Raw genomic sequence first — 13,626 nt, forward strand, 5'->3', positions numbered from 1 at the left:
AGGCCAGTCCAGTCAGCGCAAAGCCAGTAGACCCTGCACCAACGGTTCCAACTCCAGCGAGTTAACGGTTTTGACCTTGTCGATCATCGCCGCCGGCCAACTCTCAAGGCCCAGGCAGGCCCCGAGCATGGCGCCGAGAATCGCCGCGATGGTGTCGGTGTCGCCGCCAAGGCTGGCGGCCATGCACAGCGCTTCGAACGCGTTCATTTCACCGATAGCCACTTGCTGGGCCAGGGCAAACGAGACCACCACCGATTCCTGTGACGCCACCGAAGTGCCGATCACGTCGTACATCAAATCCGCCAGCAATGCCTTGTCGCTGTCGACACTGATGGTCCGCGCCCAGCTGATGCGCGAGGCGATGCGTCCGCCAGCCACCCAGTAACCGTGGCTTTCAGCTTGCTGAGCGATTTGCTGGCCGAGGTTCAACGCTTCGCCCAGGTCCATGCCGTTGATACCGGCCGAAACCACCGCCGCCACCGCCGCCGCGCTGGAAATGCCCAGCGTGGTGTTGTGGGTGACCTGGCAAGCCTGCACGACAGCGTTGATGAAACGCTCAGGGTTGGCGACATCCGCCGCGATCCCCACCGGCGTGATGCGCATCGCCGCGCCATTGGTGGTGCCGTAGCGCCCCGCTTCTTCCGGCGAGTGGCCGGCGAGGATCATTTCGATGGCACGTTTGGTCGAAGGGCCGAGCAAGTCTTGCGAGCCCTTGGCCTGCATGTCGGCTTCCCATTCGATCAACCGCTGGGCTAGCAGGGACGGTTCAATCCGGCCCTGGCCTTCAACCAGCAATTGGCCGACCAGAATCGCCTGTTCGGTGTCATCGGTGATCGAGCCTTTGAGCATGTTGGCGGCGATCGGTTGATCGGGACCTGCGTCTTCCAGGTCAGTGATTTTGCCGAAGCGCACCTTGATCTCGGCGCGGCTCAGGGATTGGGTCGGCATGCCCAGCGCATCGCCCAGGGCCAGTCCGTAGAACGCGCCCAATGCACGATTGAGCGCGGTCACTTTGACTCTCCAAATTGCAGGTGCAGGCGAAAATGCACCGGGTCGAGCAGGCTTTCGACCTGTTCCATAAATCGGTTTTGCCGGTCGTAGGTGGTACGCAGGGCCTTGAGGAACACCGTGCCTTCCGGACGGCCGAGCAGTTTGGCGTCTTCGGCGTTCAAGGGTTCGGCGCCGATCCATTGATCGCCGCGCTCGCCGATATAGCCGTAGGCGGCCAGGGTAATGGTCAGGGAGTTGTCGATAAGGCCGACCCGCGGCAGGCTTTCCAGGCCTCCGGTGGCGGGCATCAATGAGCGTTCAAGGGAGACCAGCTTGCCTTCGTTGGAACGGCGGCGGCGGTCGAGGGTGATGAATTGGTCGGTGCCGAAACGCGGCAACAGGTCAGGACGGGTGACCGCCTCCAGCCGCAGCACTTCGGTATTGATCAGCGCCCCGCTGTCGGCCAGGGCCTGGGCCCAGCCGCTGCGTTGATCAAGCACCACGCCGTCGAAGGTGACGATGGAACCCACCCCGCTTTGCGTCGCGATGTAGTTGCGCCGTTTCAATTCAGCCAGGGCTTCGCGCAGCGTGCCGCGGCTGACTTTGAATTCTTGAGCCAATTGATGCTCGCCCGGCAACAGAAAGCCGTCCTCCATGAGGCCGCTTTCGATGCGCCGGATGAGTTCGTCGACCACCCGTTGTTTCTTGTCAAATCGTACCTGTCTAATCATGTACAACGAAATACCTGAAACGGGGTTGGGCGGGCAAGGAATATTTCAGGGAAGTGACGGGAGGTGGGATGTTCGGAGGTGGGGTGTCAGGTGAATCCACCCCTCACCCCAACCCTCTCCCCAAGGGGTAGAGGGGGCTGACCGAGGAGTTTGGAGGATTTACTGCGACCTGAAATAGCAAGTCGAACTCAGGTTTTGAAAGGCTTGAAGATCTGCTCCCTTTCCCCCTCTCCCCACTGGGGAGAGGGCTGGGGTGAGGGGTGGATCTTGATCTCAGCGTTGTTTGAGGCGGTCGATGACCACGGCCAACAGCAAAATCGAACCGCGAATCACGTACTGGTAGAAGGTATCGATGTTCTTCAGGTTCATCGCATTCTCGATGATCGCCAGAATCAACACCCCGGCAATCACATGCCGGATCATGCCGATCCCGCCGCTCAACGACACCCCGCCCAACACACAGGCAGAAATCACCGTCAGCTCAAAACCCTGGCCAATCATCGGCTGGCCCGACGTCATGCGCGACGCCAGGATCACCCCGGCCAACGCCCCGATCAACCCGTGCACGGCAAAGATAATGATCTTGGTCCGATCAACGTTTACCCCCGCCAGCAGCGCCGCTTCCTGGTTACCGCCGATGGCCATAGTGTTGCGCCCGTAGGTGGTGTAATTCAGCAGCCAGCCGAAAAACAGGAAGCAAACGATGGTGATCAGGATCGGCACCGGCACACCCAACAACTGGCCATTGCCGAAGACGAAGAACTGCTCTTGCGACACGCCCACCGCTTTGCCGTTGGCGAAGATGTAAGCCAGACCGCGAACGATCTGCATGGTCGCCAGCGTGGTGATCAACGCATTGACCCGCAGCTTGGCGATCACGATGCCGTTGATCAACCCGACGATCAGCCCCATGAACAGCGCCGCCGCCACACCGAGAAACACGCTGTCGGTGTCGCGCATCACCACCGCTGCAACCACACCAGCGCAGGCAATCACCGAGCCCACCGACAAATCGAAATGCCCGGACGCCAGGCAATACAACATGGTGCAAGCGGCAATCCCGGTCGTCGAAATCGCCAGGCCCAGGCCGCGCATGTTCAGCGGCGAGAGGAAGTTGTCGATCAGCAAGGTGCAGAGCACGAAGATCCCGACGGCCGCCAGCAGCATCACCCAGTCATCGAGAAAGCGCCGCAGGTCCAGAGGTTTGCGTTGGGTGGGCAAAGCATTGTTTTGAATTGTCATAGTCACCTCTCAGTTCGCCACGCCGTCAGCGCGTTGGCGCGGCAAAGCCAGTTGCAGCAGGTTGGATTCATTGGCCTCTGCGCGAGACAACTCGCCGCGCATCGCGCCTTCGCAGAGCACCAGGATGCGGTCGGAAATACCCATCACTTCCATCAGGTCGCTGGAGACCACGATCACCGCGATGCCGCTGGCGGCCAGGTTGTGGATGATCTGGTAGATCTCGGCTTTGGCGCCGATGTCGATACCGCGAGTCGGTTCGTCGAGCAGCAGGACTTTCATCGGCATCGACAGCCAGCGGCCGAGAATGGCCTTCTGCTGATTGCCGCCGGACAGGTACATGATTTTCTGCGCCGCGTTGGGGGTCTTCACTTTCAGCGCCTTGATCTGCTTGTCGGCGTTGTCCTTCTCCCACAAGCCACGCAACAGGCAGCCGAAGGTGGAATGGGCGCCGCGGGCGCTGATGTTGATGTTCTCGGCGACGCTGGCGAGCGGCAGAATGCCCTCTTTCTTGCGGTCCTCGGGGCACAGCAGAATCCCGGCGGCAATCGCATCGCGGGGTGAACGCAACTTCAGTTCATGACCGCGCAATTCCAGGCGTCCGGCAGTGTTGCGCTCAAGGCCACTGAGCATGCGGAACAGCTCGGTGCGACCGGCGCCGACCAAACCGAACAATCCGAGAATCTCGCCTTTGTGCACCTCGAAACTCACCGGCTCACGCAAACCCGGCCCCAGCAAACCGTCGACCTTGAGCGCCACCGCGCCACGCTGACGGTGGCGGTAATCGTAGATGTCCTGAATGTCGCGACCGACCATGCAAGTCACCAACTGATCGTGAGTCAGTTCGCTCATGTCCTCGAAAGTACGCACAAAGCGACCGTCCTTGAACACCGTCACCGCGTTGCAGATGCGGAACACTTCTTCCATCCGGTGGGAGACGTAAAGCACCACTTTGCCTTCGTCGCGCAGGCGACCGATGATCGCCATCAAGCGATCAATCTCCCGCGCCGACAGGCTGCTGGTCGGTTCGTCGAACGCGATCACATGCGCACCACGGGACAAGGCCTTGGCGATTTCTACCAGTTGCCGCTGACCGAGGGACAAGCGCCCTACTTTCTCTTGCGGATCGATTTCATCGGCCAGGCCCTTGAGGCAGGCCAATGCCTGTTGCCGCAACGCGCCGCGATTGATCAGGCCGAAACTGGCCGGCAGATGCCCCAGGAACAAGTTCTCTGCCACGGTCATTTCCGGGACCAGGTGCAGCTCTTGATGGATCACGGCGACGCCACTGCCGATGCTGTCGGCGGTGGACTTGAAGACCATCGCTTGCTCGCCGATCTGCAGGTCGCCGCTGCTCGGGGTGTAAGCACCGCCGAGGATTTTCAGCAGAGTCGATTTGCCGGCGCCGTTCTCGCCCATCAAGGCGTGAACCTGCCCCGGGTGGGCGACGAAGCTGATGCCATCCAGTGCCTTCACCCCGGGAAAGGTCTTGCCGATCCCGTTGAAGCGCAAGCTGCCGCCGGCATTGTGTTGTTGTGTTTTTGATTGCGCGTGCATAACCCACCTCTTCACACAGATCAGGCAGCCCCGTCGCCAGGGCCACCGATGAAATCAACCGTGCCTCAGTTCCAGAGGCCGATCTTTTCCAGTTCCTGCTTGAAGTTCTCGCGAGTGATCAGTGTCACGTCGTCCATCGCGGTGTACTTCGGCGGTTCTTTGCCGGTGGTGACCCACTCGTGCATCATGCTCGCGGTGTTGTAGCCCTCGATGTGCGGGCTCGGCAGCATCGAGCCGAAGAAGCCGCTGTTGGCCTTCTTCAATTCGCCGATGGCGTCGGTGCCGTTGATGCCGATGCCGATCACATTGGCCGCGGCAAAACCGGCGCTCTCGGTGGCGCGCACGCCGCCCAGTACGGTGTTGTCGTTCATGCCGCCAATGATCAGGTTTTTCGCCGCGCTCGGCAGTTTCACCAGCGCCGAGTTGGTGGCGTCCATGCTGCCGGGTACGTCGAGGGTTTTCAGCGCCGAGAACAGAATGTGGTCTTTCGGCATGCCGGCGTCTTCCAGCGCTTTGACCGAACCGTCGGTGCGTTTCTTGCCGGTGTCGAGTTCGTTGAAGGTGTTGATCACCGCGTAGGTGTCTTTCCAGTCCCAGCCGCGTTTCTTCGCTTCGGTGGCCATGGCGCTGCCCTGCTTCTGGCCGACTTCGAACGCGGCCATGCCGAGGTACGGAACGTCTTCCATGAACTTGCCGCCGGCATCGACAAAGCGGTCATCGACAGCGATGACTTTCAAACCGTTGAGTTTGGCTTTGGCCATGATCGCCGGGCCTAGGGATACGTCTGGCGGGCAGATCACAAAGCCCTTGGCACCGTTGGCGGCGAGGCTGTCGATGGCCGAGAGGGTTTTCTCGCCGTCAGGCACGGCAATCTTGATGACGGTGAAGCCCTTCTCTTTCCCGGCCTTTTCGGCAAATGCCCATTCGGTCTGGAACCAGGGCTCTTCCGCCTGCTTGACCAGGAAACCGATCTTCACTTCCTCGGCCGCCAGCAACGTACTGCTCAGGCTGACCGCGGTGACCGCCAAAGCGGCACAGCACAGGGAACGGATCCCACGACGACGATTCATAAGCTGACTCCTTGTTATTTTTTTGAGCGTTATTTGAAAGCCAATCAAACTGTGCAGCTAATAGTCATATCATATGATGATTGAATTTCAGACGTAGTTCCGCGCCTGAAACCCGATTGACTCAGTCGTGATACATGACCGAGCGACCACCATCGATGGTGATGCACGAGGCATTGATGAACGGCGCTTCATCGCTGGCCAGGAAAACAGCGGTCATCGCCACTTCAATCGGCTGACCGATGCGACGTGGCGGATGCAGATCGAAAGCGCGCTGACGCTCGGCATACGGATCGGCAAAACCGTTCCAGTAATCGACGTTCAGTTGGGTTTCGATGTAACCCGGCGCGATGGCGTTGACGCGAATGCCCTTCGGCGCGTATTCGATGCCCAGGGCGCGGGTCAGGCCGAGCAAACCGTGCTTGGCCACCGGGTACGGGAAGCAACCGGGAATAATGTGAGTTGAATGGGTCGAGGCGATGTTGATGATGCTGCCGATGCCCTGCTCGATCATTTGCGGCAATACCGCTTTGCAGCCATACCAGGCGCCGTCCAGGTCGATGGCGAAGCAACGGCGCCAGTCTTCTTCGGTCATTTCCAGTGGATCGCGGAACACGTTGACCCCGGCGCAATTGACCAGCACGTCGATCCGACCGTGCAGCTCGATCGCCAGTCTGGCCATGGCGTGCAGGTCTTGCTGGCTGGAAACGTCAGCCTTGATTGCCTGAACGTCGAAGCCTTTGTCGCGCCAGTGAGCTGCGACTTTTTCGACTTTCTCTCCCTGGATATCGCTGATGATCAGCTTGGCCTGCTGGGAAGCAAAGGTCGCGACAATCGCCTCGCCAATACCCTGAGCGGCGCCGGTCAGCAGCACGACCTTGTTTTTCAGGCGCTCACCCTTCGGTGGTTCGGGCACCGGTGGCAAGGATAGAGGTTCAGCCATGGATCAAAACTCCTTTTTGAAGGCACGCCAAAAACCGGGCATCTGTCGATGTCCGGTCAAAAGGCTTTTTGGAAAATCGCTGCATCACTTCACCTGTTTTGTTTTTTTAAGTGTGAGTGCGTGTAACTGATGGAGCCGACTATAAACCCGACCGCCAAATAATCTCAATATATAATTTTACATCCCATATTTTGGGAATCATCCCGCAAACCGAGTACAGGCTTTTCCGGGCACATCGACTTGAATCGACAACAACGCGCCGTCCAACGGATGGTTGAGCGGGCTCGCGGCGCTGGTGATGTACAGGGTTTTCAGGTCTTCCCCCCCGAATACGCAGCTGGTGGGGCGGCTGATGGGCAGCTCGATCACGCGATCAACCTGTCCGTCCGGGGTCAACCTGAACAGACAGCTGCCATCCCAGCGGGCGTTCCAGAGGTAACCTTCGGCATCCATCGCCGAGCCATCCGGCACGCCGCGTTCATGTGGTTCGAACCAGACCCGGGCCGGGTCGAGGTTACCGTCGGTGCGGATAAAATACTGGTAGAGCGTTTTGTCGAGGCTGTCGGCGAAATACACGGTGGTCGCGTCGTCGCTCCACAGCAAGGTGTTCGGGATGCCCAACCCTCGAAGCAACGGCGTGACCCGAGCATCGCGATCGATGCGAAACAGGCCACCGGAACGCCGCACGATGGGCACGTCTTCGCCCTGCTCGCCGATGTTGTTCTGCATGGTGCCGAGCCAGAGCCGGCCCTGAGCATCGCAGCGGGCTTCATTGGCGCGATTGCCGGGTTGTGGATCGGCGACACAGAGCAAAGTCAGTCGCGGCTCCAGGCCGGGGGAATCGAGATCGAGTCGATACACGCCGCTGTTCAACGTCACCAGCGCATCGCCGCTTTCGCAGGGGATGAAGGCAGACACATGCTCGGGCATCTGCCAGATCTGCACGTTGGCACCCATCAGCCGCAGCGCCTGTTGACCAGCGATATCAACCCAGTACAGCGCCTGGGTCGGCGCATCCCAGAAGGGGCCTTCACCCAGTCGTGCCCGGTGTTCGGTAACCGCAGTCCACGTCATGAAACCTCCTGCTTTCTTATTTGTTGTCAGCTGGCCTTCTTGTCGGCCATGACTTGCGGGTAGAAACGCTTGATGGCCAGGTCGGCGTTATCGATCAGGGTCATGCAGGCCCAGACGCCCCGCGCGGCATCCCGGGCGGCGATGGCCTCGGCCATGTCTTTGTGTATCGGTAGCGTGCGGCGCAGTTCGTCCGGGTCGGCGGCGGACACTTCAAAAGACACCGCCAGCAGCGCGCCGAGGGCCGGGACCATTTGTTCGATGAATTGATTGTGGCTGGCCGCGAGGATGCACTCGTGGAAGAACTGGTCAGCGCGGTTGTAATCGACGCCGCTGTCCACTGCCCGCTCCAATGCGTTGTAAGCCTGAAGGATGGCGTGAACCTGCTCGACGGTAGCGCGCTCACAAGCCCAGCGTACGGCCATGGGTTCGATGGTGCGGCGCAGGTCGAGCAAGTCGTCGACGAAGTTTTCCGGCAAGCCGCTGCGTGACAGCCAGCCTACGACTTGCGGATCGAAGAGGTTCCAGCGACGCACCGGCAACACTCGCGTGCCAACCTTCGGCCCGACTTCGAGCATGCCCTTGGCGACCAGGGTTTTGATGGCCTCGCGGATAACGGTGCGGCTGACACCGAGTTGCTCGCCCAGGTCGGCTTCGACCTTGAGCGTCTCGCCCGGTTTGACCTGCCCCGTGGCGATCCAGCAACCCAGCCAATCGACCGTCGACGCATGAAAACTGCTGGACATGGACACCTCGATTCAGGGACGGCACAAAGCCGTTCGCGATGGATGCTTACGCTAATCATCATATGATTGGGTGTCAATTTGATTTTTCTGTCTGACGGCGTTCAGGCGAGCGATTTGAACGAACCTACGTTGTGACCTACGGTTAGCCGCGACAGATCAAGCGTAACTAAAGTCCGCTATCGACAGGTATAAGCATGAACATGGATGCGTCTACGCAATACCCGATTGTTTTGGTCCACGGCCTGTTTGGCTTCGATAAAATTGCCGGTTATCCCTACTTCTTCGAGATCAAGGAAGCGCTGGAACACGCTGGGGCCAAGGTGTTTGCCGTTAACATCCCCTCTGTTAACGGAAACGAGGAGCGCGGTAAAAAACTGCTCGAACACGTCAATCGAATACTGCTGGAAACGGGAGCGGCCAAGGTCAACCTGATCGGCCACAGCCAAGGTCCATTGGCTGCACGCTACGTAGCGGCGCTACACCCGGAAAAGGTCGCGTCAGTCACTTCTGTCAGCTGCCCCAATCATGGCTCCGAGATTGCCGACCAATTGCATAAGGCGCTGACGCCTGGGGAGTTGCCCGAAGCGCTCGTACTGGTTCTGTTCAAAGCAGTCGGCACCTTGATTTCGTTGATCAGCGACCATCCGGAAAACCCTCAGGACGCTCAAGCGGCTTTCGAATCCCTGACCAGCGCAGGATTGGCCGCTTTCAATCTCAAGTACCCGCAAGGGCTACCGCAACATTGGGGCGGGGAAGGCAACGAAATTGAAAACGGCGTGTACTACTACTCCTGGAGCGGGATCCTGCAAAACTTTCAAAGTCTGCAACCGCTCGATCCGTCCCACTTGAGTTGTATCGTGTTGTCGAAGTTTTTTTATAAAGAGAAACACGCCAACGATGGGCTCGTCGGACAGTACAGCTCGCACCTGGGCAAAGTCATTCGTTCGGATTACCCGATGGACCATTTCGACGCAGTCAATCAAATGGCCGGGATCACGAGCTGGAACGTCAGCCCGGTCCACCTCTATCTTGAACATGCTGCTCGGCTCAAGGACAAAGGTTTGTAGGCAAAAAAAATGGCCCGCTTGAATAGCGGGCCATTTTTCAGAACACAGCAACCTGGCGATTTACGGCTCAAGCCCGATGGGGAAGAACTCGCCAGCGCTCCACACGCCTAACCAGCGCTGCCCGTCGATCTCGCGGGTGACGGCCAGCTCCACCAGTTGGTAGAACACGTTGCGATGGATCAGGGCTTCAAGGTTGGTGCGCACATGCACGTAGGGCGCCGGCTCCTGCGTGACCGGGTCGATCACCACGCGCATGGGGTGTTCGGGGCCGGCCTCGGCGGTCTCGTCAACATTGGTGGTGAAGCGCAAGACCTGGGTTTCACCCTCGCCTTCAACCTCCACGGCAATCGCCACGAAGGGCGCGTCGTCGACCTTGATGCCAACCTTCTCGACCGGGGTGATGAGGAAGTAATCGTCACCATCGCGACGAATGATGGTGGAGAACAGCTTGACCATCGGCTTGCGTCCGATCGGCGTGCCCAGGTAATACCAGGTGCCGTCACGGGCGATCCGCATGTCAATGTCGCCGCAGAAGTCGGGGTTCCACAGGTGAACCGGCGGCAAGCCTTTGGTTTTGGGGATTTGCCCCAACAGATCGTTGGCTTTTTGCGGGCCACTCATGGCGTTCTCCTTTTGAATTACTGATCGCTGAGCCCCAGCAGGCTGCGCGCGTATTGTTCCAGCGGCGGGCCCATCAGGTCTTCTGGCTTTTTGTCGTGGAACGTCAGTAAACCGCCACGACCCTTGATGCGTGCAGTATCAATCAAATACTGGGTGCTGGTCTCGATCAACATGATTTGAATGACACCACCGTCGATACCGAGGCGATCCAGGGCTTCCTGATCGAGCCACTCGTCCGAGTTGCCGATACGGTCATCAGACTTGGCGAACCGGGTATAGAGCAGGTAATGGGCACCGGCGGCACGGGCTTCGCCCATGGCTTGATCAAGACCTTCCGGGGCACGGGCGCGGCGGACCATGGGGAAGTATTCGACAAAACCATCGAAGGCGACTTCGGCAATCACGTTAGGTCGTGGGTAGACAGTACTGCCTGGCGGCACAAAGGCGCCCTGGGCGATATAGACGAATGAGTCCGGTTGAATGCGCAGGTTATTCACACGGCGGCTGTCGCTATGGTCGAGCAACCCCGCGTCGCTCATGTGGTAGCGAGTCCCTTCAGCCAGATCGCTGACATTCATGCAGCCACCAAGCGCCAAAACGGCCAGCAGCAAAACCAGGCTACGCATCCTACCCTCCAGAGGCCGGTGACGGAAAACCGGCGAATGGCCATGGGATGCAGCTTCCGCGCCATTTCGGCGTGGCAGGATCGGAGTTTAGCCGCCGATGATTTTCATCACGGTAGCGCCACCGGAAAATGCCACTTCCTGCTTATCCCCCAAGGCTTTCACCAAGAGTCTCTGCAAGGCGGGCAACGCTTGATGACGGGGCTTGTCCAGCAGGTCGCCGACATAGTGGCGGTTGCTCGACGACAAACAGCCGTGCAGCCAGCCCGTGGAGGACAGACGCAGCCGCGAACAGGTGCGGCAGAAAGGAACGCTTTCGTTGGCGATAACGCCGAAGTAGCCCTGCCCCGGAATCTGGTAACGCACAGCGGTGGCGTCTACCGGCGCATCGGCCTGAAGGTATTCGTAGCGCTCGCCGATCAGGCTGAGCAACTGCTGGAGGCTGACAAACTGTTGCAGGAAAGCATTGGAGTCGCTGGCCAGGTGACCCATGCGCATCAACTCAATGAAGCGAAGCTCATAGCCGCGCTCCAGACAGTAATCGAGTAGCGGCATCACTTGATCGAGGTTCTGCCCACGCAGCGGCACCATATTGACCTTGATCTTCAGGCCGGCGGCGCTGGCCTGATCCATACCGTCGAGCACTGTTGCCAGATCGCCGCCACGGGCAATGCTGCGAAAGGCGCTGGCATCCAGGGTATCGAGGGAAACGTTGATGCGACGAATGCCGGCATCCACCAGCAGCGGCAGTTTCTTCGCCAGCAGCTGACCGTTGGTGGTCAGGCTGATGTCCGCCAGGCCCATCTGCCCGACGGCAGTCATGAAGGTTTCGAGTTTGGGGCTGACCAGCGGCTCGCCGCCGGTGATGCGCAAACGCTCGATGCCGGCGGCCTCGATCAGATAGGCCACGCCACGCGCCATGGCCTCGGCCGACAATTCATCCTGCGCAGCGACCAACCGCTTGCCGTTGGGCACGCAGTAGGTACAAGCGTAATTGCAGGCTGAAGTCAGACTGATTCGCAAATTGCGAAAACGCCTGCCTTGACGGTCAACGATCATGGACTACTCCGGCGGAAGAATATTCGGACCGCTAAAACTTGACTCACAAATCAAGTTTTAGCAAGTCCTATGCCTGAGTATATTCCTGCGGTACTGCACCACGTAGCGAAATCATGGCGCAATAAGGCAACTGAATGGTTCAGCTGCTCGGGGTGTCGGTATCGCGCTTGCGCTTGTTGCCCATGCGCACGCCGATGTCCATCAGGAACTGGAAGAAACCTTCCTGATCTTCCAGCACATTGCTCCAGAATGGCGAGTGGTACAGCGCCACGGCACCGTGCACCAGCGCCCAGGATGCGCAGTAATGGAAATAAGGCGGTACGTCTTCAAGTTTGCCTTCGCTGATCCGGCCCTTGATCAGCAGGGTCAGGCGTTCGAAGTTCGAGGCGCGAATCTTGTGCAGTTCCTCGACCATCTCCGGCACCTGATTGCCCTTGACCACCTTCTCTTCCAGGCGATCGAACAAGCGATAGCGTTGAGGGTCGCGCATGCGGAATTCGAAGTAGGCCCGGGACAGGGCTTCCTTGTCCTTGTCGACATCGGCCGAATGCAACAGCTCGTTCAAATCACGCTCGTAATCGAGCATCAGGCGCAGATAGATCTCGGCCTTGGATTTGAAGTGCTTGTAGATTGTGCCTTTGCCGATACCGACGGCATCAGCAATCATCTCGACGGTGACACTGTCTTCACCTTGATCGAGGAACAGCTTGAGCGCGGTATCGAGAATTTCTTGCTCGCGGCGACGAAACTCACGGACCTTACGAGGTTCTTTATGCATAAGAAAAGGTCTGTAGGGGTCAAAATTCGAAGCCGCGTATTATGCCTAACTTGCGCAAAAATGCACGGATCATCCGACCATATATGTGTTTCTTGATGAATTCCGGCAGCCTCGCAGATGAATGAGAACTCAACCGAAGCGCCCGTATTCCAAATTTGTTTAAAAACCGGCGCCGGTAAACTGGACTAGGCGCAATAGTGATCAATACTTCAACTGTCGGCGGGACATCTCCCCCAAGTGTTGCGCCGATATAGGTACCAACGGACCGCGTGCCTTTGTTTTACTCCTAATGGTCTTAACCCGGATTCACCCCCCAGAACCCGGGTTTTTTTTGCCTGCGATTTAACCTTTCACGTGCGCCAGCGGAAACAGTCGCTTGAAATTCTCGGTGGTTTGCTCGGCAAACCGCTCGTAGGGCTCACCTCGCAACATTGCCAGAAATTCCGCTACGTCGCGCACGTACTGCGGCAGGTTCGGCTTGCCGCGATGAGGGATCGGCGCCAGGTAAGGCGAGTCGGTTTCCACCAGCAATCGATCAGCCGGCACTTTACTGGCCACGTCACGCAGAGCGTCGGCATTGCGGAAAGTGACAATCCCGGACAAGGAAATGTAATACCCCATGTCCAGTGCGGCTTTGGCCATGTCCCAGTCTTCGGTGAAACAATGCAGCACGCCAGCCTGGGGCAGCGCTGCTTCACGCAGGAGGTTCAACGTATCGGCGCGGGCACCACGGGTGTGAATGATCACTGGTTTGCCCGTCTGCTGCGCGGCGTGCAGATGCAGACGAAACGACTCCTGCTGCAACTCCGCCGCTTCCGGCTCGTAGTGGTAATCCAGACCGGTTTCACCGATCGCCACCACACGCGGGTGGTTGAGTTCGCGCAACAGCCAATCAAGTGCTGGCGCGGCACCCGGCTGCACATCCAGCGGATGCACGCCAACCGAACAGTCGACATCGTCATAACGTTCGGCCAGGGCTTTGACGTCGGCGGCATTCTCGACGCTGACGCCGATACACAGAAAGTGCCCAACCCCACGCAGACGGGCCGCATCGAGTGCGGCATCCAGGGAGCCGTCGTGGGCGGCGAGGTCGAGGCGATCAAGGTGGCAATGGGAATCTACGAGCATAAAAGG

14 protein-coding genes are annotated in these 13,626 nt (G+C 58.9%); 1 reads left to right on the plus strand and 13 read right to left on the minus strand.

Annotated elements, in window-relative coordinates; translation table 11 throughout:
* Nucleotides 1-12: 12 nt before the first annotated feature.
* The 8 genes from ABH912_RS12445 to ABH912_RS12480 form a co-directional block, all read right to left on the minus strand.
* A complete protein-coding gene (locus ABH912_RS12445; protein WP_033056980.1) occupies nt 13-1,011 on the minus strand; it encodes an ADP-ribosylglycohydrolase family protein in 999 nt (332 codons plus the stop codon).
* Nucleotides 1,008-1,721, minus strand: a complete 714-nt coding sequence (locus ABH912_RS12450) for a GntR family transcriptional regulator (RefSeq protein ID WP_033056978.1) — start codon at nt 1,719-1,721, stop codon at nt 1,008-1,010. Before ABH912_RS12450 ends, ABH912_RS12445 begins: the two co-directional genes overlap by 4 nt.
* A gap of 273 nt (nt 1,722-1,994) precedes the next feature.
* Entirely contained in the window at nt 1,995-2,963 is a 969-nt protein-coding gene (gene araH, locus ABH912_RS12455; RefSeq protein WP_076028213.1) for an L-arabinose ABC transporter permease AraH, read from the minus strand.
* A gap of 9 nt (nt 2,964-2,972) precedes the next feature.
* Nucleotides 2,973-4,517: an L-arabinose ABC transporter ATP-binding protein AraG gene (gene araG / locus ABH912_RS12460; protein WP_033056976.1), complete on the minus strand. Its 1,545-nt coding sequence runs from the start codon at nt 4,515-4,517 to the stop codon at nt 2,973-2,975.
* Nucleotides 4,518-4,582: 65 nt separating this feature from the next.
* Nucleotides 4,583-5,587: a substrate-binding domain-containing protein gene (locus tag ABH912_RS12465; RefSeq protein WP_429510798.1), complete on the minus strand. Its 1,005-nt coding sequence runs from the start codon at nt 5,585-5,587 to the stop codon at nt 4,583-4,585.
* Between the two features lie 121 nt (nt 5,588-5,708).
* Nucleotides 5,709-6,527 carry an SDR family oxidoreductase gene (locus ABH912_RS12470; protein ID WP_429510799.1) on the minus strand — a complete coding sequence of 273 codons (819 nt, stop codon included), beginning with the start codon at nt 6,525-6,527 and terminating at the stop codon, nt 5,709-5,711.
* A gap of 198 nt (nt 6,528-6,725) precedes the next feature.
* On the minus strand, nt 6,726-7,601 hold the full coding sequence (locus tag ABH912_RS12475) for an SMP-30/gluconolactonase/LRE family protein (protein WP_429510800.1): 876 nt from the start codon (nt 7,599-7,601) through the stop codon (nt 6,726-6,728).
* A 26-nt stretch (nt 7,602-7,627) separates the two neighbouring features.
* Nucleotides 7,628-8,344, minus strand: a complete 717-nt coding sequence (locus ABH912_RS12480; RefSeq protein WP_046049087.1) for a FadR/GntR family transcriptional regulator — start codon at nt 8,342-8,344, stop codon at nt 7,628-7,630.
* Between the two features lie 194 nt (nt 8,345-8,538).
* Here ABH912_RS12480 and ABH912_RS12485 point away from each other — a divergent pair, with 194 nt between their 5' ends.
* The gene (locus ABH912_RS12485; protein WP_429510801.1) at nt 8,539-9,411 is read left to right on the plus strand and encodes an esterase/lipase family protein; all 873 of its coding nucleotides are present in this window, start codon (nt 8,539-8,541) and stop codon (nt 9,409-9,411) included.
* 60 nt (nt 9,412-9,471) lie between these two features.
* Here the strand turns inward: ABH912_RS12485 and ABH912_RS12490 are convergent, their stop codons facing one another.
* The 5 genes from ABH912_RS12490 to ABH912_RS12510 form a co-directional block, all read right to left on the minus strand.
* Nucleotides 9,472-10,032 carry a DUF1285 domain-containing protein gene (locus ABH912_RS12490; RefSeq protein WP_046056103.1) on the minus strand — a complete coding sequence of 187 codons (561 nt, stop codon included), beginning with the start codon at nt 10,030-10,032 and terminating at the stop codon, nt 9,472-9,474.
* A 17-nt stretch (nt 10,033-10,049) separates the two neighbouring features.
* Nucleotides 10,050-10,658 carry a DUF4823 domain-containing protein gene (locus tag ABH912_RS12495; protein WP_033056964.1) on the minus strand — a complete coding sequence of 203 codons (609 nt, stop codon included), beginning with the start codon at nt 10,656-10,658 and terminating at the stop codon, nt 10,050-10,052.
* A gap of 87 nt (nt 10,659-10,745) precedes the next feature.
* Complete coding sequence (locus ABH912_RS12500) at nt 10,746-11,714, minus strand: GTP 3',8-cyclase MoaA (protein ID WP_033056961.1); 969 nt, start codon at nt 11,712-11,714, stop codon at nt 10,746-10,748.
* A 139-nt stretch (nt 11,715-11,853) separates the two neighbouring features.
* Nucleotides 11,854-12,492, minus strand: coding sequence for a TetR/AcrR family transcriptional regulator (locus tag ABH912_RS12505; RefSeq protein WP_008152317.1), 639 nt, complete (start codon nt 12,490-12,492; stop codon nt 11,854-11,856).
* A gap of 342 nt (nt 12,493-12,834) precedes the next feature.
* Entirely contained in the window at nt 12,835-13,620 is a 786-nt protein-coding gene (locus ABH912_RS12510; protein WP_429510802.1) for a TatD family hydrolase, read from the minus strand.
* Nucleotides 13,621-13,626: the final 6 nt, after the last annotated feature.

This window comes from Pseudomonas sp. BT76 TE3572 (assembly GCF_050435365.1).
Classification (GTDB): Bacteria; Pseudomonadota; Gammaproteobacteria; order Pseudomonadales; family Pseudomonadaceae; genus Aquipseudomonas; species Aquipseudomonas fluorescens_W.

What these genes read in the sequence shown, in the direction of transcription:
- ABH912_RS12450 (WP_033056978.1), bottom strand. Translation starts at nt 1,721, where the DNA reads ATGATTAGACAGGTACGATTTGACAAGAAACAACGGGTGGTCGACGAA.
- araH (WP_076028213.1), bottom strand. Translation starts at nt 2,963, where the DNA reads ATGACAATTCAAAACAATGCTTTGCCCACCCAACGCAAACCTCTGGAC.
- araG (WP_033056976.1), bottom strand. Translation starts at nt 4,517, where the DNA reads ATGCACGCGCAATCAAAAACACAACAACACAATGCCGGCGGCAGCTTG.
- ABH912_RS12465 (WP_429510798.1), bottom strand. Translation starts at nt 5,587, where the DNA reads ATGAATCGTCGTCGTGGGATCCGTTCCCTGTGCTGTGCCGCTTTGGCG.
- ABH912_RS12470 (WP_429510799.1), bottom strand. Translation starts at nt 6,527, where the DNA reads ATGGCTGAACCTCTATCCTTGCCACCGGTGCCCGAACCACCGAAGGGT.
- ABH912_RS12475 (WP_429510800.1), bottom strand. Translation starts at nt 7,601, where the DNA reads ATGACGTGGACTGCGGTTACCGAACACCGGGCACGACTGGGTGAAGGC.
- ABH912_RS12480 (WP_046049087.1), bottom strand. Translation starts at nt 8,344, where the DNA reads ATGTCCAGCAGTTTTCATGCGTCGACGGTCGATTGGCTGGGTTGCTGG.
- ABH912_RS12485 (WP_429510801.1), top strand. Translation starts at nt 8,539, where the DNA reads ATGAACATGGATGCGTCTACGCAATACCCGATTGTTTTGGTCCACGGC.
- ABH912_RS12490 (WP_046056103.1), bottom strand. Translation starts at nt 10,032, where the DNA reads ATGAGTGGCCCGCAAAAAGCCAACGATCTGTTGGGGCAAATCCCCAAA.
- ABH912_RS12495 (WP_033056964.1), bottom strand. Translation starts at nt 10,658, where the DNA reads ATGCGTAGCCTGGTTTTGCTGCTGGCCGTTTTGGCGCTTGGTGGCTGC.
- ABH912_RS12500 (WP_033056961.1), bottom strand. Translation starts at nt 11,714, where the DNA reads ATGATCGTTGACCGTCAAGGCAGGCGTTTTCGCAATTTGCGAATCAGT.
- ABH912_RS12505 (WP_008152317.1), bottom strand. Translation starts at nt 12,492, where the DNA reads ATGCATAAAGAACCTCGTAAGGTCCGTGAGTTTCGTCGCCGCGAGCAA.
- ABH912_RS12510 (WP_429510802.1), bottom strand. Translation starts at nt 13,620, where the DNA reads ATGCTCGTAGATTCCCATTGCCACCTTGATCGCCTCGACCTCGCCGCC.